This window comes from Allobosea sp. GW821-FHT03A12, from assembly GCF_058986765.1.
On sequence record NZ_JBYSVZ010000001.1, the window covers coordinates 1,073,416 to 1,095,792 of the forward strand.

The 22,377-nt window shown below is 67.6% G+C and carries 22 protein-coding genes; 8 read left to right on the plus strand and 14 right to left on the minus strand.

The window, feature by feature from the left end; translation table 11 throughout:
- The first annotated feature begins 24 nt into the window (after window positions 1-24).
- Complete coding sequence (locus tag AC3WLC_RS05070) at window positions 25-336, plus strand: DUF1272 domain-containing protein (RefSeq protein WP_493682836.1); 312 nt, start codon at window positions 25-27, stop codon at window positions 334-336.
- A 16-nt stretch (window positions 337-352) separates the two neighbouring features.
- On the opposite strand, the gene AC3WLC_RS05075 is transcribed toward AC3WLC_RS05070, so the two are convergent.
- Window positions 353-1,516 (minus strand): patatin-like phospholipase family protein, encoded by a 1,164-nt coding sequence (locus AC3WLC_RS05075; RefSeq protein WP_493682837.1) that lies wholly within the window; start codon window positions 1,514-1,516, stop codon window positions 353-355.
- Between the two features lie 332 nt (window positions 1,517-1,848).
- On the opposite strand from AC3WLC_RS05075, the gene AC3WLC_RS05080 reads away from it, so the two are divergent.
- Window positions 1,849-2,631 carry a 3-hydroxybutyrate dehydrogenase gene (locus AC3WLC_RS05080; RefSeq protein ID WP_493682838.1) on the plus strand — a complete coding sequence of 261 codons (783 nt, stop codon included), beginning with the start codon at window positions 1,849-1,851 and terminating at the stop codon, window positions 2,629-2,631.
- Window positions 2,632-2,641: 10 nt separating this feature from the next.
- Window positions 2,642-3,388, plus strand: coding sequence for an acetoacetate decarboxylase (locus tag AC3WLC_RS05085; protein WP_493682839.1), 747 nt, complete (start codon window positions 2,642-2,644; stop codon window positions 3,386-3,388).
- Between the two features lie 131 nt (window positions 3,389-3,519).
- Here the strand turns inward: AC3WLC_RS05085 and AC3WLC_RS05090 are convergent, their stop codons facing one another.
- The 9 genes from AC3WLC_RS05090 to tsaA form a co-directional block, all read right to left on the minus strand.
- On the minus strand, window positions 3,520-4,563 hold the full coding sequence (locus AC3WLC_RS05090) for an amino acid ABC transporter permease (protein ID WP_493682840.1): 1,044 nt from the start codon (window positions 4,561-4,563) through the stop codon (window positions 3,520-3,522).
- Complete coding sequence (locus AC3WLC_RS05095) at window positions 4,560-5,723, minus strand: amino acid ABC transporter permease (protein WP_493682841.1); 1,164 nt, start codon at window positions 5,721-5,723, stop codon at window positions 4,560-4,562. The genes AC3WLC_RS05090 and AC3WLC_RS05095 overlap by 4 nt, the downstream gene beginning before the upstream one ends.
- 121 nt (window positions 5,724-5,844) lie before the next feature.
- A complete protein-coding gene (locus AC3WLC_RS05100) occupies window positions 5,845-6,873 on the minus strand; it encodes an amino acid ABC transporter substrate-binding protein (protein ID WP_346361877.1) in 1,029 nt (342 codons plus the stop codon).
- A 126-nt stretch (window positions 6,874-6,999) separates the two neighbouring features.
- Entirely contained in the window at window positions 7,000-7,329 is a 330-nt protein-coding gene (locus AC3WLC_RS05105) for a hypothetical protein (RefSeq protein ID WP_493682842.1), read from the minus strand.
- A 17-nt stretch (window positions 7,330-7,346) separates the two neighbouring features.
- On the minus strand, window positions 7,347-8,885 hold the full coding sequence (locus AC3WLC_RS05110; protein ID WP_493682843.1) for a serine hydrolase: 1,539 nt from the start codon (window positions 8,883-8,885) through the stop codon (window positions 7,347-7,349).
- Window positions 8,886-9,038: 153 nt separating this feature from the next.
- Complete coding sequence (locus tag AC3WLC_RS05115) at window positions 9,039-9,803, minus strand: ABC transporter ATP-binding protein (RefSeq protein WP_493682844.1); 765 nt, start codon at window positions 9,801-9,803, stop codon at window positions 9,039-9,041.
- Entirely contained in the window at window positions 9,800-10,810 is a 1,011-nt protein-coding gene (locus AC3WLC_RS05120) for a FecCD family ABC transporter permease (RefSeq protein WP_493682845.1), read from the minus strand. Before AC3WLC_RS05120 ends, AC3WLC_RS05115 begins: the two co-directional genes overlap by 4 nt.
- Before the next feature lie 259 nt (window positions 10,811-11,069).
- Entirely contained in the window at window positions 11,070-12,104 is a 1,035-nt protein-coding gene (locus tag AC3WLC_RS05125) for an iron ABC transporter substrate-binding protein (protein WP_493682846.1), read from the minus strand.
- On the minus strand, window positions 12,091-12,570 hold the full coding sequence (gene tsaA / locus AC3WLC_RS05130; RefSeq protein ID WP_493682847.1) for a tRNA (N6-threonylcarbamoyladenosine(37)-N6)-methyltransferase TrmO: 480 nt from the start codon (window positions 12,568-12,570) through the stop codon (window positions 12,091-12,093). The genes AC3WLC_RS05125 and tsaA overlap by 14 nt, the downstream gene beginning before the upstream one ends.
- 230 nt (window positions 12,571-12,800) lie before the next feature.
- Here tsaA and AC3WLC_RS05135 point away from each other — a divergent pair, with 230 nt between their 5' ends.
- Together AC3WLC_RS05135 and AC3WLC_RS05140 are read left to right on the plus strand one after the other, a co-directional pair.
- A complete protein-coding gene (locus AC3WLC_RS05135; protein ID WP_493682848.1) occupies window positions 12,801-13,958 on the plus strand; it encodes a M20 aminoacylase family protein in 1,158 nt (385 codons plus the stop codon).
- Between the two features lie 31 nt (window positions 13,959-13,989).
- Window positions 13,990-14,457 carry a GNAT family N-acetyltransferase gene (locus AC3WLC_RS05140; protein ID WP_493682849.1) on the plus strand — a complete coding sequence of 156 codons (468 nt, stop codon included), beginning with the start codon at window positions 13,990-13,992 and terminating at the stop codon, window positions 14,455-14,457.
- Here AC3WLC_RS05140 and AC3WLC_RS05145 read toward each other — a convergent pair.
- Window positions 14,446-15,240 carry a hypothetical protein gene (locus AC3WLC_RS05145; RefSeq protein WP_493682850.1) on the minus strand — a complete coding sequence of 265 codons (795 nt, stop codon included), beginning with the start codon at window positions 15,238-15,240 and terminating at the stop codon, window positions 14,446-14,448. The two genes, AC3WLC_RS05140 and AC3WLC_RS05145, sit on opposite strands and share 12 nt — an antisense overlap.
- A gap of 58 nt (window positions 15,241-15,298) precedes the next feature.
- Entirely contained in the window at window positions 15,299-16,435 is a 1,137-nt protein-coding gene (locus tag AC3WLC_RS05150) for a DSD1 family PLP-dependent enzyme (protein ID WP_493682851.1), read from the minus strand.
- Between the two features lie 107 nt (window positions 16,436-16,542).
- Here AC3WLC_RS05150 and AC3WLC_RS05155 point away from each other — a divergent pair, with 107 nt between their 5' ends.
- From AC3WLC_RS05155 to AC3WLC_RS05165, 3 genes are all read left to right on the plus strand, one after another.
- A complete protein-coding gene (locus AC3WLC_RS05155; protein WP_493682852.1) occupies window positions 16,543-18,363 on the plus strand; it encodes an ABC transporter ATP-binding protein in 1,821 nt (606 codons plus the stop codon).
- The gene (locus tag AC3WLC_RS05160) at window positions 18,326-18,883 is read left to right on the plus strand and encodes a GNAT family N-acetyltransferase (protein ID WP_493682853.1); all 558 of its coding nucleotides are present in this window, start codon (window positions 18,326-18,328) and stop codon (window positions 18,881-18,883) included. Before AC3WLC_RS05155 ends, AC3WLC_RS05160 begins: the two co-directional genes overlap by 38 nt.
- Before the next feature lie 129 nt (window positions 18,884-19,012).
- Complete coding sequence (locus tag AC3WLC_RS05165) at window positions 19,013-20,545, plus strand: MFS transporter (protein ID WP_493682854.1); 1,533 nt, start codon at window positions 19,013-19,015, stop codon at window positions 20,543-20,545.
- A gap of 53 nt (window positions 20,546-20,598) precedes the next feature.
- On the opposite strand, the gene AC3WLC_RS05170 is transcribed toward AC3WLC_RS05165, so the two are convergent.
- Window positions 20,599-21,183: an invasion associated locus B family protein gene (locus AC3WLC_RS05170; protein ID WP_493682855.1), complete on the minus strand. Its 585-nt coding sequence runs from the start codon at window positions 21,181-21,183 to the stop codon at window positions 20,599-20,601.
- An 83-nt stretch (window positions 21,184-21,266) separates the two neighbouring features.
- Complete coding sequence (obgE, locus tag AC3WLC_RS05175; protein WP_493682856.1) at window positions 21,267-22,310, minus strand: GTPase ObgE; 1,044 nt, start codon at window positions 22,308-22,310, stop codon at window positions 21,267-21,269.
- Window positions 22,311-22,377 lie beyond the last annotated feature (67 nt).

The following is a 22,377-nucleotide window of genomic DNA, read 5'->3' on the forward strand; positions in this document are numbered from 1 at the left end:
CCCCGCAATGAGAGGAAAGACGCCATGCTGGAGCTGAGGCCGAACTGCGAACTCTGCGACTGCGATCTGCCGCCGGCTTCACTGGCGGCGCGGATCTGCAGCTATGAATGCACCTATTGCGCCGATTGCGCCGAGCGGGTGCTGGAGAATGTCTGCCCGAGCTGCGGTGGCGGCTTCGTGCAACGGCCTGTTCGCCCGGTCGGCGACTGGGGCGGGCTCGGCCTCGGCTTGGCGAACCGGCCGGCGGGTACGAAGCGGCATCATTCGCAGTGGACGGCCGAGCAGCGGCGCGAGCGCAGCGACCTGCTGCGCAATGTGCCGCCACAGGAACGCTGATAGAGCGCGCCGACGTTCAGCGCCGCTCGAAGTCGCGATGGACGTCGTGGGTCCAGATGCCGGCGCCGTCGGGCGGGATCACCAGCCAGTCCTTGCGGGTCAGGGTCAGCTTGGTGTCCTCGTGGCCCGAGCGCCAGTGATCCGTCATCGAGGTGCGCGAGAACTCGTAGTCCTTGGCGTGGCCTTCGTAGGATTTCTGCTGGTAGATCAGCTGCAGGATGGTGTGCTCGGGCAGCAATGCGAGCTCGTCGCGCAGCTTGCGATCATCGGCGCTCAATTCGGCGTCGGGAATCTTGCTCAGCGCGTCATGGGCCTTCTTCTTCCAGCCCTGCAGGGTCTGGAACAGGTCGGTCATCAGGCGGGTGCGCGAGGAGTACATGATGTCCTTCTGCCGCCCCATCACGTCCTGGAGCGTGCGCGGCAGCGGCCCGCGCGAGGAGAACAGATCGACCTGGAAGATCAGCGAGTTCAGCGTGTCGTCCTGGGCGAGCAGATGCTGCAGCGGCGTGTTCGAGACGATGCCGCCGTCCCAGTAATGGTCGGTGCCGATCTGCACGGTCGGGAAGGCCGGCGGCAGGGCGCCGGAGGCCATGACATGCTCGGGGGTGATCTCTTCCAGCCGGTTGTCGAAATAGACGAAATTGCCGGAGAGCGCGTTGACGGCACCGACCGAGAAATGGATGCGCCTTGAGTTGATCAGGTCGAAATCGACCAGCTCGAGCAAGGTCTCGCGCAAGGGGCCGGTGTCGTAGAAGCTGGTCGCGTCGGTCGAGCCGGCGAAGGCGAGCCAGGGATTGGTCCGGCGCGGCTCGAAGAAGCCGGGCTGGCCCAGCAGCATCGTGTACATCGAGCTCTGGGCGTTGCGCGCCTGGCGGAAGACGTCGCCCTCGGGCGTGAACCACCAGACCTTGCGGTTGGTGATCCGGTCCCAGAACTCCTGCAGCCGCTCGATCCGGCGCTCACGCGGATTGCCGGCGATGATCGCCGAGTTGATCGCGCCGATCGAGACGCCCGAGACCCAGTCCGGCTCGATATCGGCCTCGTGCAGCGCCTGATAGACCCCGGCCTGGTAGGCGCCGAGCGCGCCGCCGCCCTGGAGCACGAGCGCGACGCGGTCGCAGCGCTCGGGCCGCCAGCCGAGATAGCGTTCAGTGGAAGACGGCGCAAAAGGGGCGTTCATGGCGCAGATTCCGTTCGCTCGGTCTGTGGGGGGAGAGCTGGATTTGCCCATGTCTGAGGGGCAGGCGGTGACAGGCATGTGACGTGGGCGGCATCAGATATCGGTGTCATTGCCCCGTCAGACAAGCTTCATCGCCCCGTCAGCTTGCTCTTCCACCTCAGCGGCATGGACCTTGCGATGCAGTTTCGCGTCGCTGTCCAGAGCCGGATCCGATCAGGTTGAACCAACCTGATCGGTGAATCCGTCTCTTGCTTTGAGTTTAGAGATCGTTTTTCCGATCAGCTTGCTGGGCAAGCTGATCGGAACGGCCTCTAGCGGCTGGGAGATCACGCATGCTCAAGGGCAAGACCGCCGTCGTCACCGGCTCGACTTCCGGCATCGGCCTTTCCATCGCCCGCGCCTATGCGGCCGAGGGCGCCAACATCGTCATCAACGGCTTCGGCGCGCCGGAGGCGATCGAGCAGGAGCGCGCCGGCATCGAGGCCGATTTCGGGGTGAAGGCGCGCTACTCGCCGGCCGACATGGCCCATGGCGGCGCGATCGCCGCGATGATCGCCGAGGCGGAGGCCGAGTTCGGCGGCGTCGACATCCTCGTCAACAATGCCGGCATCCAGTTCGTCTCGCCGGTCGAGGAGTTCCCGGTCGAGAAATGGGACGCGATCATCGCGATCAACCTTTCGGCCGCCTTCCACGCCATTCGCGCGGCGCTGCCGGGGATGAAACAGCGCAAATGGGGCCGGATCATCAACACGGCCTCTGCCCACGCGCTGGTCGCCTCGCCGTTCAAGTCGGCCTATGTCGCGGCCAAGCACGGCATCGCCGGTCTGACCAAGACGGTCGCGCTGGAGGCGGCGACCTTCGGGATCACCGCCAACGCGATCTGCCCCGGCTATGTCTGGACGCCTTTGGTCGAGAAGCAGATCCCCGAGACCATGGCGGCGCGGGGGCTCACCAAGGAGCAGGTCATCAACGACGTATTGCTCCATGCCCAGCCGACCAAGCAATTCGTCACCAGCGAGGAGGTGGCGGCGCTCGCTGTCTTCCTCGCGTCCGATGCGGCAAAGTCGATCACCGGCGTCATCCTGCCGGTCGATGGCGGCTGGACCGCGCAGTGAGGGCACCATCATGAACCGCCAGCAGATCCTCGACCTGCCTTCGATGCCGCTCGCCGGGCCGAGCTACCCGGCAGGACCCTACCGCTTCATCAATCGCGAATACATGGTGATCAGCTACGAGACCGATCCGGAGCTGATCCGCCACCACCTGCCCGAGCCGCTGATGCCGATCGCTCAGCCGATCGTCAGCTACGAATGGATCAAGATGCCGGATTCCTCCGGCTTCGGCACCTATACAGAGACCGGCATCGTCATCCCCTGCCTGTTCGGCGAGGAGGAGGTCAGCTTCGTCTCGCAGATGTATCTCGACCTCGAGCCGCCGATCTCGGCCGGCCGCGAGATCTGGGGCTTCCCGAAGAAATACGCCCACCCCAAGCTCGAAGTGGTCAAGGACACTCTGACCGGCACGCTCGAATATGCCGGCCAGCAGGTCGCCATGGGCACGATGGGCTACAAGCATGAGAGCCTCGCCGGCAACGGCGTGAAGACCACGGCGATGCTGACCAAGACGCAGGTCAATCTGAAGATCATCCCGGGCGTCGACGGCGAGCCGGAGATCTGCCAGCTGGTCGCGCTCAATCTCACCGACATCACGGTGAAGGGCTCCTGGATCGGCCCGGGGCGGCTGCACCTGATCCCGCATGTCAACGCGCCGGTCGCCGACCTGCCGGTGCGCAAGGTGCTGGGCGCGCATCACTTCATCGCCGACCTGACGCTGCCCTTCGGCAGGAAGATCCACGATTACATGAAGGGCTGAAGGCTCACCGTCATTCTCGGGCGGCGCCAAGCGCCGATCCGAGAATCTCAGGATGAGAAGGCGCTGGCAGGAGGAAGCTCCGGCCAGAGATGCTCGGAGCGAGCCCGAGCATGACGCGTGCTGCGGCCCTGCTACCGCCCGCGCTTGGTCTCCAGGCTCTTGCTCCAGCGCGAGAGCGCAAAGCAGATCAGCCAGTAGAGCGCGCCGGAGAAGACATAGGCCTCCATGTTCATGCCGACCCAATTGGGATCGGCGAGCGAGGCCTGGGCGATGCCGAGCAGATCGAGGATCGAGACCACCAGCACCAGCGTGGTGTTCTTGACCAGCGCGATGAATTCGTTGGTGATCGCCGGCAGCGAGATGCGCAGGGCCTGCGGCAGGATGATGAACCAGGTCGCCTTCCAGTAGCTGAGGCCGAGCGCGGTCGCCGCCTCGCGCTGGCCCTTCGGCAGCGCCTGCAGGCCGCCGCGCACCGCTTCGGCCATATAGGCGGCAATGCAGAAGCCGAGGCCGATCACGGCGCGGGCCAGCCGGTCGACGCCGATGCCCGAGGGCATGATCAGCGGCAGCAGCAGCGAGGCCAGGAAGATCACCGCGATGATCGGCACGCCGCGCCAGAACTCGATGAACAGCACCGAGATCAGCTTGATCACCTTGAGCTCGGATTGCCGGCCGAGCGCGAGCAGGATGCCGAGCGGGATCGCGATCAGGCTGGCATAGATCGAGATGAAGACGGTCAGCATCAGCCCGCCCCATTCGCGCGTCTCGATCGCGCGCAGGCCGAAGCCGCCGGCGAGCAGCCAGACGCCGAGCGGCGGCAGGATGACGAGCGCGGCGAGGCCGAGACTCAGCTTCAGCCGCTTCGGCGCGAGGATGATCGCCGCGCCGGAGAGCGCGAAGAGAATGCCGGCAAGATTCGGCCGCCAGCGCTCCTCGACGGGATAGAAGCCGTACATGAACTGGCCGAAGCGGGCCTTGATGAAAACCCAGCAGGCGCCGCTGCCGGTGCAGTCGTTGCGGGTCTGGCCGCTCCAGGTCGCGTCGATCAGGGCCCAGCGGATGATCGGGACGGCGATCCAGGCGATCAGCGCAGCGAGCAGCAGCGTCACCACGGCGATGGTCGGGGAGCCGAACAGGCGCTCGCGCCAGCTGGTCGGGAGAGTGGCGGCGCTCATCGGGTCACCAGCGCGATGCGGGCATTGTACCAGTTCATGAAGGCCGAGACGGCGAGGCCGATGACGAGATAGACCGCGAGCGTCATGGCGATGATCTCGATCGCCTGGCCGGTGTTGTTGAGCGCCGAGCCCATGAACAGGCTGACGACGTCAGGATAGGCGATCGCGGCGCCGAAGGACGAGTTTTTCAGCACGTTGAGGTACTGGTTGGTCATCGGCGGCGTCATCACCCGCAGCGCCTGCGGGATGGTGACGAGGCGGAGCGTCTGGCCGGGCCTGAGGCCGAGCGCGCTCGAGGCCTCGATCTGGCCATGCGGCACCGACTGGATGCCGCCGCGCACGATCTCGGCGATGAAGCCGGCGGTGTAGGTGACCAGCGCCGCCAGCAGCGCGACGAATTCAGGGATGACGACGAAGCCGCCGCGATAGTTGAAGCCGCGCAGCACGGGAATGTCCCAGCGCGTCGCCAGCGTCGCCCAGGCGAGCGCCAAGACAGGGACGAGGAGAAGCAGGACGAGGCCGACGCGCAGGATCGGTGCGTCCTGACCCGTCGCCTCCTTGCGCCGCTTCGCCCAGCGCATGAAGAGCCAATGCAGCAGGCAGGAGATCGCGATCGCGATGAAGGCGTATTTGAAATTCGCGCCGGCGTCCGGCAGCGGGATGGTCAGGCCGCGATTGTTGAGGAAGGCGACGCCGAAGACCGAGAGGCTTTCGCGCGGGGCGGGCAAGGCGGCGATGACGCCGAAATACCAGAACAGCACGAAGAACAGCAGCGGGATATTGCGGACGAACTCGACATAGGCGCCGGCGATCGCCTGGACCAGCCAGATCGAGGAGAGCCGGGCGATGCCGATCAGGAAGCCGAGAGCCGTCGACAGCACCAGCGCGATTACCGTGACCAGCATCGTATTGGCGACGCCGGCCCAGAAGAGCGACAAGATGTTGTCCGACTGGGTGTAGTTGGTCAGGACGAAGGGCACCTCGATGCCGGAGGTGCGCCAGAGGAAGTCGAAGCCGGAAGCGATGCCGGCCTGGACCATGTTCTGCGAGGCGTTGCGGATGAAATAGACCAGCAGCGCCACGAGGCCGATCAGCAGCGCCGCCTGGTAGAAGACGTCGCGGACGCGCTTGTCGTTGATGAAGGCGAAGGCTTTGCTCAAGGGGCGGCCGTCCGGCTTGGGGCGTCATTCTCGGGTGCAGCTAAGCTGCGACCCGAGAATCTCCTGACACGAAGGCTGGTTTCCGCGATGGTCGGGTCAAGCCCGACCATGACGGGGCATCTCATTGGAAGGGCGGGGTGAAGAGCAGGCCGCCCTTGGTCCAGAGCTGGTTCTGGCCGCGCTCGAGCTTCAGCGGCGAGTCCATGCCGACGGTGCGCTCATAGCTCTCGCCATAGTTCCCGACCTGCTTGATCGCCTTGTACATCCAGTCATCGGGCAGGCCCATCATCGCGCCGAAGCCACCCTCGGCGCCGAGCAGGCGGCGAACCTCGGTGTTCTTCGAGTTCGCCTTCATCTCGTCGACGTTCTTGGAAGTGACGCCGAGCATCTCGGCGGCGATGGTGCCGTTCAGCACCCAGCGCACGATCAGCTGCCAACGCTCGTCGCCATAGCGGGTCACCGGGCCCTGCGGATCGTTCGAGATCGGCTTGGTCAGGATGACGTGGTCGTCCGGAACCTTGAGCTTGGCGCGCTGGCCGGCGAGGGCGCCGACGCCGGCGGTGTAGGCGTCGCAGCGGCCGCTGTCATAGGCGGTGATGGCGTCGTCGTTCTTCTGGAAATTGGTGATGGTGACCTTGAGGTTGCGCTCGCGGAACCAGTCGGCGGCGTTCTTCTCCTCGGTCGAGCCGGCGGCGACGCAGACCGAGGCGCCGTCGAGATCCTCGGCCGACTTCACATTCGCCTTCTTGCGGACGATGAAGGTCTGGCCCTCGTAGAAGTTGATGCCCTGGAAGTTGAGGCCGAGCGTGGCGTTGCGCGAGAAGGTGATGGTCGAGTTGCGCGAGAGCACGTCGACCTGGCCCGATTGCAGGATCGGCCAGCGCTGCTGCACCGAGGTCGGGGTGTATTTCACCTTGGTGGCATCGCCGAGCACGGCGGCGGCGAGCGCACGGCAATAATCGACGTCGAGCCCGGTCCATTCGCCCTTGTCGTTGGCGAAGGAGAAGCCGGGCAGGCCGAGATGCACGCCGCATTCGAGATGGCCGCGCGCCTTGATCGCATCGAGCGTCGGGCTGGGCGCGAGCTGCTGCGCGGAAGCGGCGAGGGTGCCGGCGGCGAGCAGCGCCGCGGCGAGAGCAAAGGTCTTCATGTCCATTCCCCATCGTGTGGCGCCATGACGCCACGTCTGGGCGACTATGCAACAGCCCGAGGGGGAAAGGTAAGGGGGGTGGGACGGTTTCCTGCCAAAGTCTGACGCGGCTGCTGCGATGACTGCCTACCAGCCGCGCTGGGCCTTGATCGCCCGCTTCTGCATGTCCTTCTGTTGGCGCCAGTAATCTCGCTGCGCGTCGAGCTGCATGCGCTGCCAGTCGCGGATGCGGTCCTTGCGCGAGGTCGCGTCGCGATAGTCGTTCCAGTCGTAGTGATCGTCATGAACGTCATCGTCGCCGAGTGCGTCGAAGAACTTGCGCAGGGCCGAGCGGGCTGGCTCGACCGGCAGCGCGGGAGTGATTTCCGGAAGAGGCATGAAGGCCGGCGTAGCCGAGGCGCCAGAGCTGGCGGCGAGGGCGATGGCGAACGACAGGAGAACGGATCGGGTCGTCATGATGATGCTCCTTCCCGTCACTGGGCAGCGCGCGCGAAGTTGTGCGGCAGCTCGGGGCTGAGCCAGCGCATCTGCGCGATCTTGCCGGCGGCGTCGGTCTCGAAGCGCAGGCGGACGAAGGGCTCGTCGCCTGACATCGCGGCGGGCGCGACGAAGGCGCCGACCGGCGCGAGGCGCGCCTGGAAGAGGTAAGGATCATCCTTGTTCGGCTCCAGCAGCAGCTGCGCCTCGGTTCTCTCCAGCGTCAGGCTGAGCTTGCCGTTGGCGAGCGCCACGGTCGCGTCGCCCAGGATCGGCGAGGCATAGCTGCCGGCGAAGCCGGCGGCGAGCGACGACAGGGGGCCGGGTACGAAACCCGCGGCCTCGGCCTGCGCCGCCTCGCGGCGTTTCTTCGTGGCGGCAGCCGCGAGGGCGACATTGTCGACGGCGGGGTTGCCGAGGACCCGGTCGTAGAACCACATTGCCAGCGCGTCCGGCAGGCCGAGATTCTCGAGATTGGTCAGGATGACGATGCCGGTCCTGCCATCGGGCAGGAAGCCGGCATGCGCGCCGAAGCCGGAGGTGCCGCCATTGTGCCAGATGATCCGGCCGCGCGGCGTCGCGGTCGCGACCCAGCCGACGGCATAGGAGGTGCGTTCGTTCATGGCGACGCGCGGCGTCCAGGTGACGTCGAGATTGTCCTCGGAGACCAGGACCTTGCCCTCGAACTGGCCGCGACCGAGCTGCAGGCGCAGCCATTTGGCCATGTCGGGGATGTTCGAGTTCAGCGCCCCGGCGGGGCCGAGCGCATAGGGGAAGGACGGGTGGAAGGGCACGGCGACCGGTTTGTCGGCGAGGCGGTGGCCCTGGGCATGATTGGGTGCCGCGGTGATCGCCTCGGCCGTGGCCGTGGTCGCGTTCATGCCGAGCGGGGCCAGCACGCTCTTCTGCAGGGAATCGAACCAGGACGGCGCGCCGTTGACCTTGGCCACGATCTCGCCGCCGACGACATGCGGGATGTTGAGATAGCGGAAATCGGAGCGGAACAGTCCGAGCTGCGGCGCGACGCGCAGTGAGCGGATCAGCGTCTGCTTGTCGTAGCCGAGCATGGTGAGCGCGTCGTTGACGTAAGGCGTCAGGCCGGAGCGCTGGGCAGCGAGGTCGAGCACGCGGAAATCGCGGGTGATCCAGGGGTCGGCGAGCTGGAATTCGGGGATGTGGTCGATCACCGGATCGTTCCAGCCGAGCCGGCCGGCATCGACCGCCTGCGCCAGGGTGGTGGCGAGGAAGGCCTTGGTGGTCGAGCCGACCTGGAAGATCGTCTCGGGCGTGATCTGCTCGGCCTTGCCGAGTTCGCGGACGCCGAAGCCCTTGCCGTAGATCAGCTTGTCGTCATGGACGATGCCGACGGCGACGCCGGGCACCGAGAAGGCCTTCATGCCTTCGGCGACCTGCTTCTCGAACTCCGGCAGCAACGCCTCGATCGAAGCCTGGGTCGGCTGCTGGGCACGTGCTCCCGACACGCCTGCGATGGCGGCAAGTCCGACCAGGAGCGCGGCTCCGATGATGCGCTTCATTCACTGTCCCCCAGGCATCGCAAAGGCCGGCCGATCGTGCCACCGAAAGCGGGCAAGCCCGCCGGCGGCGCGACGATCTCACGCCATGTTCTGATCCGAGGTAAACAGGACCGGGAGATTGCGACGGGATCGGCGCTTGCGGCGAGATGCCGCTCAGCCCGGCAGGAAGGCGAGCCTGCCGTCGTGGCCCATGACGGTCTCGATCGCGACGCCATAGAGCGCGGCCAGTCGTTCCGGCGTCATGAGCTCGTTCGCCTTGCCGCTGGCGAGCGCCCGGCCGTCGCGCAGCAGCAGCGCACGGTCGGCATAGCGCAGCGCCTGGTTGGGATCATGGGTGGTGAAGAGCACGCCGAGGCCTTCGCCGGCGAAGCGGCGGATCTGGCTCATCACCTTGCCCTGGTTGCCGAAATCGAGGCTCGCGGTCGGCTCATCCAGGATGACGTAGCGCGGCTCCTGGGCGAGGGCGCGGGCGATCATGACGAGCTGGCGTTCGCCGCCGGAGATCTCGGTATAGGGGCGTGCGGCCAGATGTTCGATGCCGAGCCTTTGCAGCATCGCCTGCACCATCTCGCGGTCATGCGCCGAGGGGGCTGCGAACAGGCTGGAGCGGGCGGTGCGGCCCATCAGCACGATCTCGCTGACCGAGAAGGCGAAGGTGCCGGCATGCACCTGCGGCACATAGGCGAGGGCGCGGGCCCGCTCGCCGACGGAAAGTGCAGCCAATGGCTGGCCGTCCAGCGTGAGCGAACCCGCCTTGGCCGGCAGCAGGCCGAGCAGGGTCTTGAGCAGCGTCGTCTTGCCGTGACCGTTCGGACCCAGCAGTGCAAGCACCTCGCCGCCGGCAAGGTTGAGCGCGATGTCGCGGCCGATCTCGCGTTCGCGGTAGCCATAGGCGAGGGCGGAGGCTTCGAGGCTCACGACCAGCCCCCGCGCGCAGACGCCAGCAGCCAGATGAAGAACGGCGTGCCGATCACCGCGGTGAGGATGCCGAGCGGTGTCTCGACCGGGGCTGCGGTGCGCGCCAGCGTGTCGATGGCAAGCAGGTAGCCGCCGCCGAGCAGCGCCGCGGTCGGAAGCAGCCGGCCGAAATCGGGGCCGACGAGGAAGCGGGCGAGATGCGGCACGACGAGGCCGACCCAGCCGATGATGCCGGCCGCGGCGACGCTCGCCGCGGTCACCAAAGTCGCGGCGGCGACGATGGCGATGCGCAGCGGGCCGGTGGCGAGGCCGAGCGCGCGCGCCTCCTCTTCCGGCAGCGACATCACGTTCATGCGCCAGCGCAGCGCCAGCAGGATGACCGCGCCGACCAAGACCGGGCCAAGCAAGGGGATGAGATCGGGCTTGGCCGTGCCGGCAAGGCTGCCGAGCAGCCAGAAGGTCATGGCCGGGAGCTGGTTGTAGGGGTCGGCCCAGTACTTCACCAGGCCGATGCCGGCGCCGAGCAGCGAGCCGACGACGACGCCGGTCAGCACCAGCACGAGCACGGGATCGCCGCGCCGGATCGTCGAACCGACGGCGTAAACTGCGCCGACCGCGACGAGCCCGCCGGCGAAGGCGGCAAGCTGGATGCCGATGAGGCCGAGCGAGAGATAGATGCCGATGACGGCGCCGAGTGCCGCGCCGGATGACGCGCCGAGGATATCGGGCGAGACCAGCGGGTTGCGGAACAGGCCCTGGAAGGCGCAGCCGGCGATGGCGAGCGCCGCCCCGCACAGGATCGCAGCTACGATACGCGGGCCGCGGATGTTCCAGATCACCGTCTCGATCTGAGTCGGCAGGCCAGAGGGTTCGCCCGCGACCAGCGACCAGACGAGGCGGCCGAGATCGCCGGGCGCGACCGGAAAGCGCCCGAGCGCGAAGGCGGCGAGCACGGCGAGCGCCAGCAGGACAAGGGCGATCAGATTGCCGCGCAGGGAAGAGGTCATGGTGATGGAAATGCGCTGTCATTCCGGGGCTTCGCGCAGCGAAGAGCCCGGAACCCACGAACACGACGCTGTTCCAGTTCGTCATGCTCGCCCTTGTGGCGAGCATCCACGTCTTGGACGCCGTGCCCGATCAATGAAGCGAAGGCGTGGATGGTCGGGACAAGTCCGACCATGACGGAAAGGCCGGTGTTCATCGATTCCGGGCTCAGGCCTGCGGCATGCCCCGGAAAGACGTGCAGGTCGTGTTGAGGCGAGTGCATCACCCCCGCCCCGCCAGCACGCGGTCGAGCTGTGCCTCGCTCGGCGTCACCTGGTAGAACAGCGCATGGAAATCGCGGGCGAGCTTGCGGATGTCCTCCGGGAATTGTGCGGGATAGAGCAGCTGCGCCAGCCACCACAGGCCGATCATGCGATTGACCGAGGGCGGGAAGTCGACCCAGCCGAAGGGCAGCTTCGGCGAGAGATGGACGCGGCCCTCGCGCACCGCCTTTACGCCGGCCCAGTTGGGATCGCTGCGCACGCTCTCGAAGAAGGCAAGGTCGATGGTGACGATGACGTCGGGATTCCAGGCCAGCACCTGTTCGAGCGAGACCTGGGCGAGGCCGCTGCCCTGCTGCTCGGCTGCGGCATTGCGGGCGCCGAGGAAGCTCAAGGTCTCGACATTGATCGAGCCGCCAAGCCCGGTTTCCAGCCCGCGCGGGCCGCGCGCATAGTAGACGCTCGGCCGCTTCCCGGCCGGGATCGAAGCGATGCGGCCGCGGATCGTCGCGAAACTGTCCTCGCACCAGCGCGCCAGCGTCTCGGCGCGCTCGCTGCGGCCGGTGAGTTGGCCGAGGACGCGGTAGCTTGCCGGGGTCTCTCCGAAGCGGCCGTCGAGCAAGGCATAGGGAATGCCGGTCTGCTGCTGCACGCGCTCGGCGAGCTCGACATAGGTGGGCCCGGTCGAGCCGGAATCGATGATGAGATCGGGCCTGGCCTGGAGCACGGCTTCGAGATTGGCGCTGTTGCCGCGGCCGGTGATGCGGCCGAGTTCGGGTTTATCGCCGATCCCCGGCAGCAGGAATTCGCGCTCCTGTTGCGTTGGAGCGCGTGTCCAGCCGGCCAGGAGGTCGGGTGCGAGCGTGTAGACCAGGATCGCCGCCGGCGGCCCGGCCGGAAAGATGCGCTCGACCTTGGCGGGAGCCGGGACCTCGCGGCCGGCGCCGTCGCGGATGGTCGCGGCGCAAGCGAGGCGCGGAGCGGCGAGCGTCGCGCCGAGGCCGGCGAGGACGGCGCGGCGGTCAGGATGCGGCATGGGAGGTTTCCGTCGACCCTTGCGAATGGCTGCAGCGGTGCGGCTTGATGTCGAGGAGCGGCGTGCCGTCGAGGCAGTCGAGCCCGCGCACCAGCAGAGTCCCGCCTTCCACGCCTTCGAGCTTGACCCGCGACAATGCGATCGGGTTGGGCCTGACCGGCGAGCGCAAGGCGAAGGTGCCGAGCGTGCCGCCGCCGCGCGGGGTCTGCGTCAGCAGATCGCGCCGCGCTTCATGCATCCAGTAGAGCAGGTCAAGCTCGGCGAAGGCCTCGATGCCCTTGAGCGCCGCCTGCCAATACGGATCAATTTCGACGCGGCAGAGAGGGCCGTCCTGCCGGCCCTGGCGCGGGCAGTCGTCGCGAGTCGCGAAGGGCGTGCGGATGCGGCCGATGAAGACGAGCCGGGCATCGGTCCGCTCGGGCAGGGGGGCCTCGGTCTCGCCCAGCCGGGTCGCTTGCCAGTCCATGACTTCCATCCCTACCCGCTTTCTCGCATGGCAGCCTCTGCCAGAATCGCCTGCCCTTGCAGCGAGGGATAGAACATGGCGTCTCGGCAGCCGTTCGGCGAGGCCTGTTCGGTGCGGCCTGGCCATGATCGCCTGTGAAACAAGCTTGCAAATCGGCGGAGCAATTGCAGCGCCTCTTGCGTCGGCATCGACATAGTCTTCTGCCTCAGTGAAGCAGGCGAGGACAGCCCGTGACGATCGATCCCGACAAGCTCGTGCAGGAGATGACCGGCTGGCGGCGCGATCTGCATGCCCACCCGGAATTCGGCTTCGAGGAGAGGCGAACCGGCGCTTTCGTCGCGGGCAAGCTGCGCGAATTCGGGCTCGACGATGTCGCCGAGGGTGTCGGCGGGACCGGCGTGGTCGGCACATTGAAGCGGGGTAGCGGCAACCGGGCGATCGCACTGCGGGCCGACATGGACGCACTGCGCATCCCCGAGCAAAGTGAATTTCTCCATCGCTCCGGCAATCCCGGCGTCATGCACGCCTGCGGCCATGACGGGCATACCGCCATGCTGCTCGGCGCGGCGAAGCTGCTGGCGGAGGAGGGCGGCTTCGACGGCACGGTGCGCTTTGTCTTCCAGCCGGCCGAGGAATGGGGCCGCGGCGCGCTCGCCATGCTCGATGACGGGCTGATGGAGCGTTTCCCGTTCGAGGAGATCTACGGGCTGCACAATGCGCCGGGGCTGCCGGTCGGCAAGTTCCAGACCCGTATCGGCCCGATCATGTCGGCCGAGGACAATTTCGAGATCGTCCTGACCGGCGTCGGCGGCCATGCCGCCCGCCCGCATGTCGGCAAGGAGACGCTCGTCGCTGCCTGCGCCCTCGTCACCAGCCTGCAGACCATCGTCTCGCGCCGTCTTAGCCCGGCCCAGATCGCGGTGGTCTCGGTGACGGAGCTGATCACCGATGGTACCCGCAACGCCCTGCCGGGGCAGGCCCGCATCCTTGGCGATGCCCGCAGCTTCCATCCCGAAGTCAGCGCCGACATCGAGGCGCAGATGCGCGTGATCAGCGAAGGCATCGCGCGTGCCTACAATGTCGAGCAGTCGGTCACCTACACCCGCGAATTCGTGCCGCTGCTCAACCAACCGGTGCAGACGGAAGCTGCGCTGGAGGCGGCGCGCGCGGTGCTGGGCGCGGAGAACGTCTCCGTGGTATCGGAGCCTTTCACCGGCTCGGAGGACTTCGCCCGTTTCCTCGCGCATGTGCCGGGCTGCTTCTCCTTCGTCGGCAATGGCGCAAGCGCCCCGCTGCACAATCCGCGCTATGATTTCGACGATGCGGGGTTGATCCATGGGGCGCGTTTCCACGCCGAGATCGTCAGGCGGCGGCTGGCGGTGGCGTGATGGCGAACTCGCAGCGTAAGGATCCGGCGATATGCGCACACGACCTGCCGTCACTGGCGATGCGGAGGCGATGAGCGCGGTCCTGCGCGCCATCATCGCCGCATACGGGCGAGAGCGTCCCAGTGATCCTGATTTCGTTCTCGCGACCTATATCGCCCACCCTGACCGCGTTGCCTGCACGGTCGCGCTCGACGATGCCGGGACAGTCCTCGGTTTCCAGTCCCTGCGCCGGGCCCGGACCGGCGATCCCTACGGAACGCCGGAGGGCTGGGGAAGCATAGGGACACATGTCTCGCCACGCGCCGGCCGGAAGGGGGTCGGCACGGCGCTGTTCGCGGTCACGCGGCAGGCTGCTTCGGAGGCGGGCATTGGCCGGATCGACGCCGCTATCCGGGACGACAACCCGATGGGCCTTGCCTATTACGAGGCGCGAGGCTTTCGGACCCACAGAACCGAGAACGGGGTGGTCCACAAGGTCTACACGGTGTCAGAGGGCTGACGATCGGCCCTCGTATCGTCGCCAAACGCAGACCTTGTGCACATATTCCCGCTCGCGCTCGGCCTCGCCGAAGGGCGCGACCGGCCAGAGCCAGCTCTCATCCTCCTTCGGCAGCGTGACGCCGTACATCAGGTCGAGCCGCTCATGGATCGCGCCGCTGCGGTCGCGCTCGACCATCTCGACATCGCTGATCAGGCAGACATGGCCCTTGAAGCGGGAGAGATCATCGAGATGCGAGGCGATGCAGCGGGCCGGGAGATCGTTGGGGAGGGCAGCGGCGCGGGCGGGATTGTCCTCAAGCCAGTCTGCCACTGGCCAGGCGAGCTGCGACAGCAGATTAGCGGAGATGACAAGGTCTACGGCATCGTCGGCGACGAGATCGGCGAGCGGGTCCTGCCGGCTCTCAACGTCGCCAGCTAGCCAGGCCATCGCGCCGGTAAGGTCGCGGCTGAGGAGGCTGATGTTCGGCTGCCGCCAGAGCTTCAGGCGCAGCGGCGGCAGATGGACGATGTCGACGAGCACGACCGCGTCGAAGCTGGCGCAGAGGGCGTCCAGCGGGATGTCGCGGGCGGGGCCGGAGCCGAGCACCACGACCTTGCGCCGCCGGGGCAGGGAGGCTGCGACCTCGGCGATCAGGGTGCGGCAGCGGGCCTGATGCGGCTCCCAGGCCTTACGCTGGCGCCGGCCGCGCGACCAGAGCGCGACGCCCTCCCGCAACAGGCCGAACCGGCGTGCCAGCGGCGCGGCCGGCGTCAGGGCATGCAGCGCCAGTTCCGCCAGCATCAGGGCATGATGCCGAAAAGTGGACGCCGGTTTTCGGACGACATCATGCCTGCTGGAATCAGCTGAGCGCCCCGCGCCCCGCGACCGGCCAGACCGCCTCGACATGGGCGTCGGGGCCATTGAGACCGCGCACGCAGACAAACCAGTCGTGCAGGTTGACGGTCGGGTCGCAATGGCCGGGCACGAGCAGTACGCGCTCGCCGCGATGCGGCACGGCGACAGGGTCTCCGGTCAGGATGCCGTGCTCGTCGGAGGGCTTTGTGTAGATCACGCCATCGCGCTGCCAGGGCACCGGCATGCCTGAATCGATCGCTGCGGCCTTGTGGCCGGCATCGACGATGGCGCGGTCCGGGGTCGGCTTGCTCATCACCCCGGCGAGCACGAACAGCGCATGCTGGAAGGTGTGGAAGGTCGAGCCGTCGGCCATGCGGTTGCGGGCATAGTCGGCGTCCATGAAGATGTAGGAGCCGCATTGCAGCTCGTTCCAGATGCCCGAGCGGCCCTCGAGGTCGAAGGTGCCGGTGCCGGCGCCACCGACGGTGTCGCAGGTGAGGCCGGCATGGGACAGCCGCTCGATCACATTGCGGGTGAGGAGCCCGGCGCGCTCGACCGCCTCGCTGCGCTCGTCGACCGAGCGCATGTGCTGAGCCGAGCCGTGATAGGCCTGCACGCCGCGGAAGCGCAGCGTGTTGCTGCGTGCCACCGCTTCGGCGAGCCGGACCGCCGCCTCGCCGGGCGCGACGCCGCAGCGGCGCCCGCCGATGTCGAGCTCGACCAGCACGTCGAGGACGACATCGTTGCGCGCCGCCGCCTCGGCCGCCTCGCGCACGCCGTCGACATGGTCGACGCAGAGGCCGATGCGGGCCTCGCGGGCGAGCTTGGCCAGCCGGTCGAGCTTGGCAGCGCCGGCGATCTCGTTGGTGACGAGCACGTCGGTGACGCCACCGGCGACCAGGATCTCCGCCTCGCCGACCTTCTGGCAGCATTGCCCGACGGCACCATGGGCGATCTGCCGCAGGGCGATCTCGGGGCTCTTGTGGGTCTTGGCATGCGGGCGCAGCCGCACGCCGGTCGCCTCGGCGAAAGCCGCCATGGTGACGAGATTCCGCTCGAAGGCATCGAGATCGATGATCAGTGCAGGCGTATCGATCTCGGCGAAGGATTGTCCGGGCCGAGCCGGCGGGGAAAGGGGCATGTGCTCTCGAATCTGATGAATCAACTCATGGCCATCGGACGTCAGCTTCGTGTCCGGAGCAAGACCGGCAGTGGCGCTCGCATGGCGGCCATGTTAGGCCGCGCCCCATGAAGATCGGCCGCGTCACCGACGACACCTTTGCGCTCTTCGCCCGAGTCTGGCACGAGCGCGGACGGCAATACACGCCGCAACTCCTCGCCATCCTCGGTCTCGTCGTGGTCATCGCGGCGACGACGAGCTTCTATCCACTGCTGATCAAGGCGGCTTTCGACGCCTTCGCCGACCCGATCGGGGCCGAGGCGACCGGCTTCGTGCGCCGCATGGAGCGGCTGGTGTCGAAGTCGATCGATTTCGAGATCGGCGTCGTCAACGCCGTTGCCGTCGTCGTGGTGATCGTCACCGCGATCAAGGGCTTTTCGCTGCTGACCCAGACGGTGATGACCAACAGCGTCGTCAGCCGGATCGAGGCCGACATGCAGAGTGCGCTCTATGCGCACCTGATCGACGCAGACCTGTCGCAGCTGCAAAGAGAGAACCCGGCCTCGCTGACGCAGCGCTTCACCACCGACTTCACTTTCGTCAAGGAGGCGCTGACGCGGCTGGTCAACATCGCGATCCGCGATGTGATGACGGCGATCGCACTGGTCGGCGCCATGCTGTGGATCGACTGGAAGATGACGGCGGTCGTGCTCCTGATCGCGCCGGTCGTCGCCCGGCCGATCGGCCGGATCGGCAAGAAGCTGCGTCGCATGGCGATGTCGCAGCAGGAGCAGACCGGCATCATGGCGGGTCTCGTCACCGAGAGCCTGCAGGGCGCGCGCGTCGCCAAGACCGATTCGCTCGAGCCCTATCTCAAGGCGCGCGCGGCGGGAGCCTTCGAGACGATCCGGACGCTGAAGATGAAGGCGGCCAATGCGCGCGGCCGGCTCGACCCGCTGCTCGAGGTCGCCGGCGGGCTCGCGGTCGCCGGCGTGCTCTCGGCAATCGGCGTGCGCATCACCTCGGGCAGTTCCACGGTCGGCGACTTCACCGGCTATGTCTCGGCGCTGCTGCTGGCGGCCCAGCCGATGCGCTCGCTCGGCAACCTCAACGCCATCGTCCAGGAGGCCGGCGCCTCGCTGAAGCGCTATTACGCGCTGATCGACGAGAAGCCGCTGATCACCGAGCGTCCAGACGCCAGGCCCCTCGCGGTGAGCGGCGGCGAGGTCGCGTTCCGCGACTTGCGCTTCCGCTATCGCGACGACCAGCGCGGACTCGAAGGCATCGACCTCGTCGCCGAAGCCGGCAAGACCACGGCGCTGGTCGGCCGCTCTGGCTCGGGCAAGTCGACCATGCTGGCGCTGGTGCCGCGGCTCTACGATCCCAGCGACGGCAAAGTCGAGATCGACGGACAGGATATCCGCGATGCGACCCTGCGCAGCCTGCGTGGCCAGATCGGCGTGGTCAGCCAGGACGTCGTGCTGTTCGACGACACTGTCCGCGCCAATATCGGCTTCGGCCGCCAGGGTGCGAGCGAGGCCGACATCGTCGCCGCGGCCAAGGCGGCAGCGGCGCACGACTTCATCATGGCGATGCCGGACGGCTATGACACCAGGGTGGGCGAGCGCGGCTCGCGGCTGTCCGGCGGTGAGCGCCAGCGGCTCGCCATCGCCCGTGCCATCCTCAAGGATGCGCCGATCCTCTTGCTCGACGAGGCGACCAGCGCGCTCGACACCCAGTCGGAGCGCCTGGTGCAGGAGGCGCTGGCGGAGCTGATGAAGGGCCGGACAACGCTCGTCATCGCGCATCGGCTCTCGACCGTGCGCGAGGCCGACCAGATCGTCGTGCTCGACGAAGGCAGGGTGATCGAGACAGGCGACCACGACACGCTGATCGCGCGTGACGGCGCCTATGCGCGGCTCTACCGGCTGCAGTTCGCGGAGGGCTGAAGCGATTCGCCTTGAAACCGAACGCCTCGTCCTCGACCTGCACGGCGTCGAGCATTTCGAGCCACTCAGCCAGATGTGGGGCGATGCGGCGGTGGTGCATCATATCGGCCAGCCCTCGACGCCGCAGGAAGCCTGGATGCGGCTGCTGCGCTATCGCGGGCTCTGGGCGTTGCTCGGTTACGGCTATTGGGCGTTGACCGAGAAGGCGAGCGGCCGCTTCGTCGGCGATCTCGGCTTCGCCGATTTCCACCGGGCGGTCGAGCCGTCGATCCGTGGCATACCCGAGGCCGGCTGGGTTCTGGCAAGCTGGGCGCATGGCCAGGGCTTTGCCGGGGAGGCGCTGACTGCCGCGCTCGCCTGGCTCGATGGGCAAGGCGCACACGAAAGCTCGGTCTGCCTGATCGCACCGGAGAACGAGCCTTCGCTGCGGCTGGCGCGACGCTTCGGCTTCCAGGACGAGCGCCTGGTCAGCTTCTCCGGACATGACACGCTGCTGTTGCGGCGGGCACGGCCGGCATAGCGCCAAGGTGGCGCGTTGGCCCTGCTGCAAGCATGCCGGGCATGCGCGGACGGCCGGCAACTGCTGACAGGAGCTGCCACATTCGAATGGCAGTCTTGCTGCTTAAAAAGATCCGAAAGAGACTTCGCCGTGACGACTTCGACTACCGCCGCTGTGCCGGCGCGCAAGGCCACCCGCCGCGAATGGCTCGGCCTGATCGCGATCGCCTTCCCCTGCATGATCTACTCGATGGACCTGACGGTGCTGAACCTGGCGGTCCCGACGCTGACGCGCGAGCTCAAGCCGACGGCCGGCGAGTTGCTCTGGATCATCGACATCTACGGCTTCATGGTCGCCGGCTTCCTGATGACCATGGGCACGCTCGGCGACCGGATCGGCCGGCGCAAGCTGCTGCTGATCGGTGCGGCCGCCTTCGGCCTGGCCTCGACCGTCGCCGCGTTCTCGACCAGCACCGAGATGCTGATCGTGATGCGGGCGCTGCTCGGCATCGCCGGGGCGACGCTGGCTCCGTCGACGCTGTCGCTGATCGCGGTGATGTTCGAGGACGAGACCGAGCGCACCTTCGCGATCTCGATGTGGATCGCCAGCTTCTCGGCTGGCGCCGTGATCGGCCCGCTGATCGGCGGAGCGCTGATCGAGTATTTCTGGTGGGGCTCGGTCTTCCTGATCGCGGTGCCGCCGATGCTGATCCTGCTGGTGATCGGCCCGATCCTGCTGCCGGAGTACAAGGCGCCGCAGGCGGGCCGGCTCGACCTTATCAGCGCGCTGCTCTCGCTGGCGGCGATCCTGCCGGTGATCTACGGCATCAAGCACTGGGCCGAGTTTGGGCTTTCGGTTTCTGCCGTCGGCTGCATCGTCGCCGGGCTCGTATTCGGCCTGGTGTTCGCGCGCCGGCAGACGCGCCTCGCCGATCCGATGGTCGACCTTGCCCTGTTCGGGATTCCCGCCTTCCGCGCGGCGCTGGCGATCAATCTCGCCGGCATCATGGTGATGTTCGGCAGCTTCATCTTCATGGCGCAGTATCTGCAACTGGTCGCGGGGCTGACGCCGCTGGAAGCGGGCATCTGGTCGCTGCCCTCGGCGGTCGCCTTCACGCTCGCCTCCTTCGCCGTGACGCCGCTATCCGTGCGCTTCAAGCCGGCGACGCTGATGGCGGGCGGCATGCTTTTATCCGGCCTCGGCTTTGCCTGGCTCGCCTTCGCGCCGAACCTCGTCCAGATCGTCGCCTCATCGATCGTGTTCTCGATCGGCTTCACGCCGGTGATCGCGCTGACGACCGGAATCGTGGTCGGCTCGGCGCCACAGGAGCGGGCGGGGGCGGCCTCGGCCATGTCCGAGACCAGCATCGAGCTGGGCGGCGCGCTCGGCATCGCGGTCTTCGGCAGCCTGGGCGCGGCGCTCTATCGCCAGGGCATGGCGGGGCTGTCGGTCACGGGCGTGGATAGTGCGACGCTGGCGCCGGCGCGCTCGACGCTCGGCGGGGCGCTGGCTGCGGCCGAGAAGCTGGCGCCGGACCAGTCGGCGCATCTGCTCCAGGCGGCGCGCGAGGCCTTCATGACCGGCTTCCATGCGGTCGCGCTGATCGCGATCGCCGGCATGGTGTTCTGCATTGCCGTGGCGCTGACGACCCTGCGCAATGCAAGGCCGTCCGGGGCGCATTGAAAAGCGTCATTCTCGGGCGAAGCGCAGCGAAGACCCGAGCATGACAGTTTGGCTCACGGCTCGCGCTGCAGCGCCTCGGCCGCGGCAGGGAAGCCGCGGAAGGAGAGCGGCAGCGCGACCTCACGCTTGCCGGCGTCGAGATAGCGCATCTGGGCGGCTTCGCTGAAACCGCGCCAGCGCTTGAAGACATCATCGCTCAGGCTGGCCTCGGCGAAGCAGCCGCCGGGCAGGCAGCGCTGGAAGACGGCGACGGCCTCATCCTTGTCGGCGATGGTGACGCGTATGGCGGCCTTGTCGCCGAGCGACAGGTTCGGCGGCACCTGGATCACCAGCTTGATCGGCTCTTCCTTGACCGGCCGGCCGATGGCGACCAGCGCGATCGGGCCACGCTGGCCCTGCTGCTCGAGGGTCTGCACGATCTCGCAGACGCGGGCTGCGACGCTCTGCTGGCAGCGCAGCACCCAGTCGCCATAGCTCGCGGTGGTGTTGTCGGGCTGGGAGACGGCGCCAGGGGCCGGGGTCGCCTGTGCCGCCTGGCCCGGTCGCTGCTGGGGAGGGCGTTGCGCCGGAGCCTGGGCGAACGCCGTGCCAGCCAGGAGACCGGTGGTGATGGCGAGGGCGGTCAGTCGTCTCAGCATGGCAGCGAAGGTCCGGAAAGCGGGCAATCTCCGACTTCAAGACCAGGACTGGCCGTAGCGCAAGCGGCAGTTGTGAACGGCTGTCAAGGATGCCAGCCGGTCTCCTGCGCCGGAGCCTCGTCCTTGGCTTCCTGGGCGCGTGCTTCCTCGACCACGGCGAAGACCGCGCGCAGCGCCGCCTCGACGCCTTCGCCCGAGGCGGCGGAGAGCGCGATGGGGGTACGGCCACAGGCGCGCTTCAGGCGGGCGAGCTGTTCCTTACGCGCCTCCGGCGTCAGCGCGTCGACCTTGGAGAGCGCCACGATCTCCGGCTTCTCGTCGAGATCGGCGCCATAGGCGGCGAGTTCCTTGCGCACGGTCTTGTAGGCCTTGCCGGCATGCTCGCTCGTGCCCTCGACCAGATGCAGCAGCACGCGGCAACGCTCGATATGGCCGAGGAAGCGGTCGCCGAGGCCGTGGCCCTCATGCGCGCCCTCGATCAGGCCGGGAATGTCTGCGAGCACCATCTCGCGTGCGTCGACGCGGACGACGCCGAGGCCGGGATGCAGCGTGGTGAAGGGGTAGTCGGCGATCTTGGGCTTGGCCGCCGTCACCGTGGCGAGGAAGGTCGACTTGCCGGCATTGGGCAGGCCGACCAGGCCGGCATCGGCGATCAGCTTGAGCCGCAGCCAGACCCAGCGCTCCTCGCCCGGAAGGCCGGGATTGGCATGGCGCGGCGCCTGGTTGGTCGAGGTCTTGAAATAGGCGTTGCCGAAGCCGCCATTGCCGCCCTTGCACAGGACGAAGCGCTGGCCGGGCTCGGTCAGGTCGGCGATCAGCGTCTCGCCGTCCTCGTCGAGGATCTCGGTACCCGGCGGCACCTTGAGCACGATCGGGGGGCCATTGGCACCGTGCCGGTCCTTGCCCATGCCGTGCTCGCCGATCCGGGCCTTGAAATGCTGCTGGAAGCGGAAGTCGATCAGCGTGTTCAGGCCCTGCACGCATTCGACCACGACGTCGCCGCCGCGCCCGCCATCGCCGCCATTGGGCCCGCCGAACTCGATGAACTTCTCGCGCCGGAACGAGACGCAGCCGGCGCCGCCGTCACCGGCCTTCACATAGATCTTGGCTTGGTCGAGGAATTTCATTGGAGCTTGGTAGTCGGATGCGGCGGGCGGGGCAATGCGTTGCGCTGACAAACGGGCCCGCCATCAG

Excerpts from the sequence above, each read along its gene's own strand:
- AC3WLC_RS05145 (WP_493682850.1), bottom strand. The coding sequence starts at position 15,240 with ATGCTGGCGGAACTGGCGCTGCATGCCCTGACGCCGGCCGCGCCGCTG.
- AC3WLC_RS05080 (WP_493682838.1), top strand. The coding sequence starts at position 1,849 with ATGCTCAAGGGCAAGACCGCCGTCGTCACCGGCTCGACTTCCGGCATC.
- tsaA (WP_493682847.1), bottom strand. The coding sequence starts at position 12,570 with ATGGACTGGCAAGCGACCCGGCTGGGCGAGACCGAGGCCCCCCTGCCC.
- AC3WLC_RS05090 (WP_493682840.1), bottom strand. The coding sequence starts at position 4,563 with ATGAGCGCCGCCACTCTCCCGACCAGCTGGCGCGAGCGCCTGTTCGGC.
- AC3WLC_RS05100 (WP_346361877.1), bottom strand. The coding sequence starts at position 6,873 with ATGAAGACCTTTGCTCTCGCCGCGGCGCTGCTCGCCGCCGGCACCCTC.
- AC3WLC_RS05125 (WP_493682846.1), bottom strand. The coding sequence starts at position 12,104 with ATGCCGCATCCTGACCGCCGCGCCGTCCTCGCCGGCCTCGGCGCGACG.
- AC3WLC_RS05170 (WP_493682855.1), bottom strand. The coding sequence starts at position 21,183 with ATGCTGAGACGACTGACCGCCCTCGCCATCACCACCGGTCTCCTGGCT.
- AC3WLC_RS05160 (WP_493682853.1), top strand. The coding sequence starts at position 18,326 with ATGCGCGGCTCTACCGGCTGCAGTTCGCGGAGGGCTGAAGCGATTCGC.
- AC3WLC_RS05085 (WP_493682839.1), top strand. The coding sequence starts at position 2,642 with ATGAACCGCCAGCAGATCCTCGACCTGCCTTCGATGCCGCTCGCCGGG.
- AC3WLC_RS05140 (WP_493682849.1), top strand. The coding sequence starts at position 13,990 with ATGCGCACACGACCTGCCGTCACTGGCGATGCGGAGGCGATGAGCGCG.
- AC3WLC_RS05075 (WP_493682837.1), bottom strand. The coding sequence starts at position 1,516 with ATGAACGCCCCTTTTGCGCCGTCTTCCACTGAACGCTATCTCGGCTGG.
- AC3WLC_RS05150 (WP_493682851.1), bottom strand. The coding sequence starts at position 16,435 with ATGCCCCTTTCCCCGCCGGCTCGGCCCGGACAATCCTTCGCCGAGATC.
- AC3WLC_RS05120 (WP_493682845.1), bottom strand. The coding sequence starts at position 10,810 with ATGACCTCTTCCCTGCGCGGCAATCTGATCGCCCTTGTCCTGCTGGCG.
- obgE (WP_493682856.1), bottom strand. The coding sequence starts at position 22,310 with ATGAAATTCCTCGACCAAGCCAAGATCTATGTGAAGGCCGGTGACGGC.
- AC3WLC_RS05155 (WP_493682852.1), top strand. The coding sequence starts at position 16,543 with ATGAAGATCGGCCGCGTCACCGACGACACCTTTGCGCTCTTCGCCCGA.
- AC3WLC_RS05070 (WP_493682836.1), top strand. The coding sequence starts at position 25 with ATGCTGGAGCTGAGGCCGAACTGCGAACTCTGCGACTGCGATCTGCCG.
- AC3WLC_RS05105 (WP_493682842.1), bottom strand. The coding sequence starts at position 7,329 with ATGACGACCCGATCCGTTCTCCTGTCGTTCGCCATCGCCCTCGCCGCC.
- AC3WLC_RS05110 (WP_493682843.1), bottom strand. The coding sequence starts at position 8,885 with ATGAAGCGCATCATCGGAGCCGCGCTCCTGGTCGGACTTGCCGCCATC.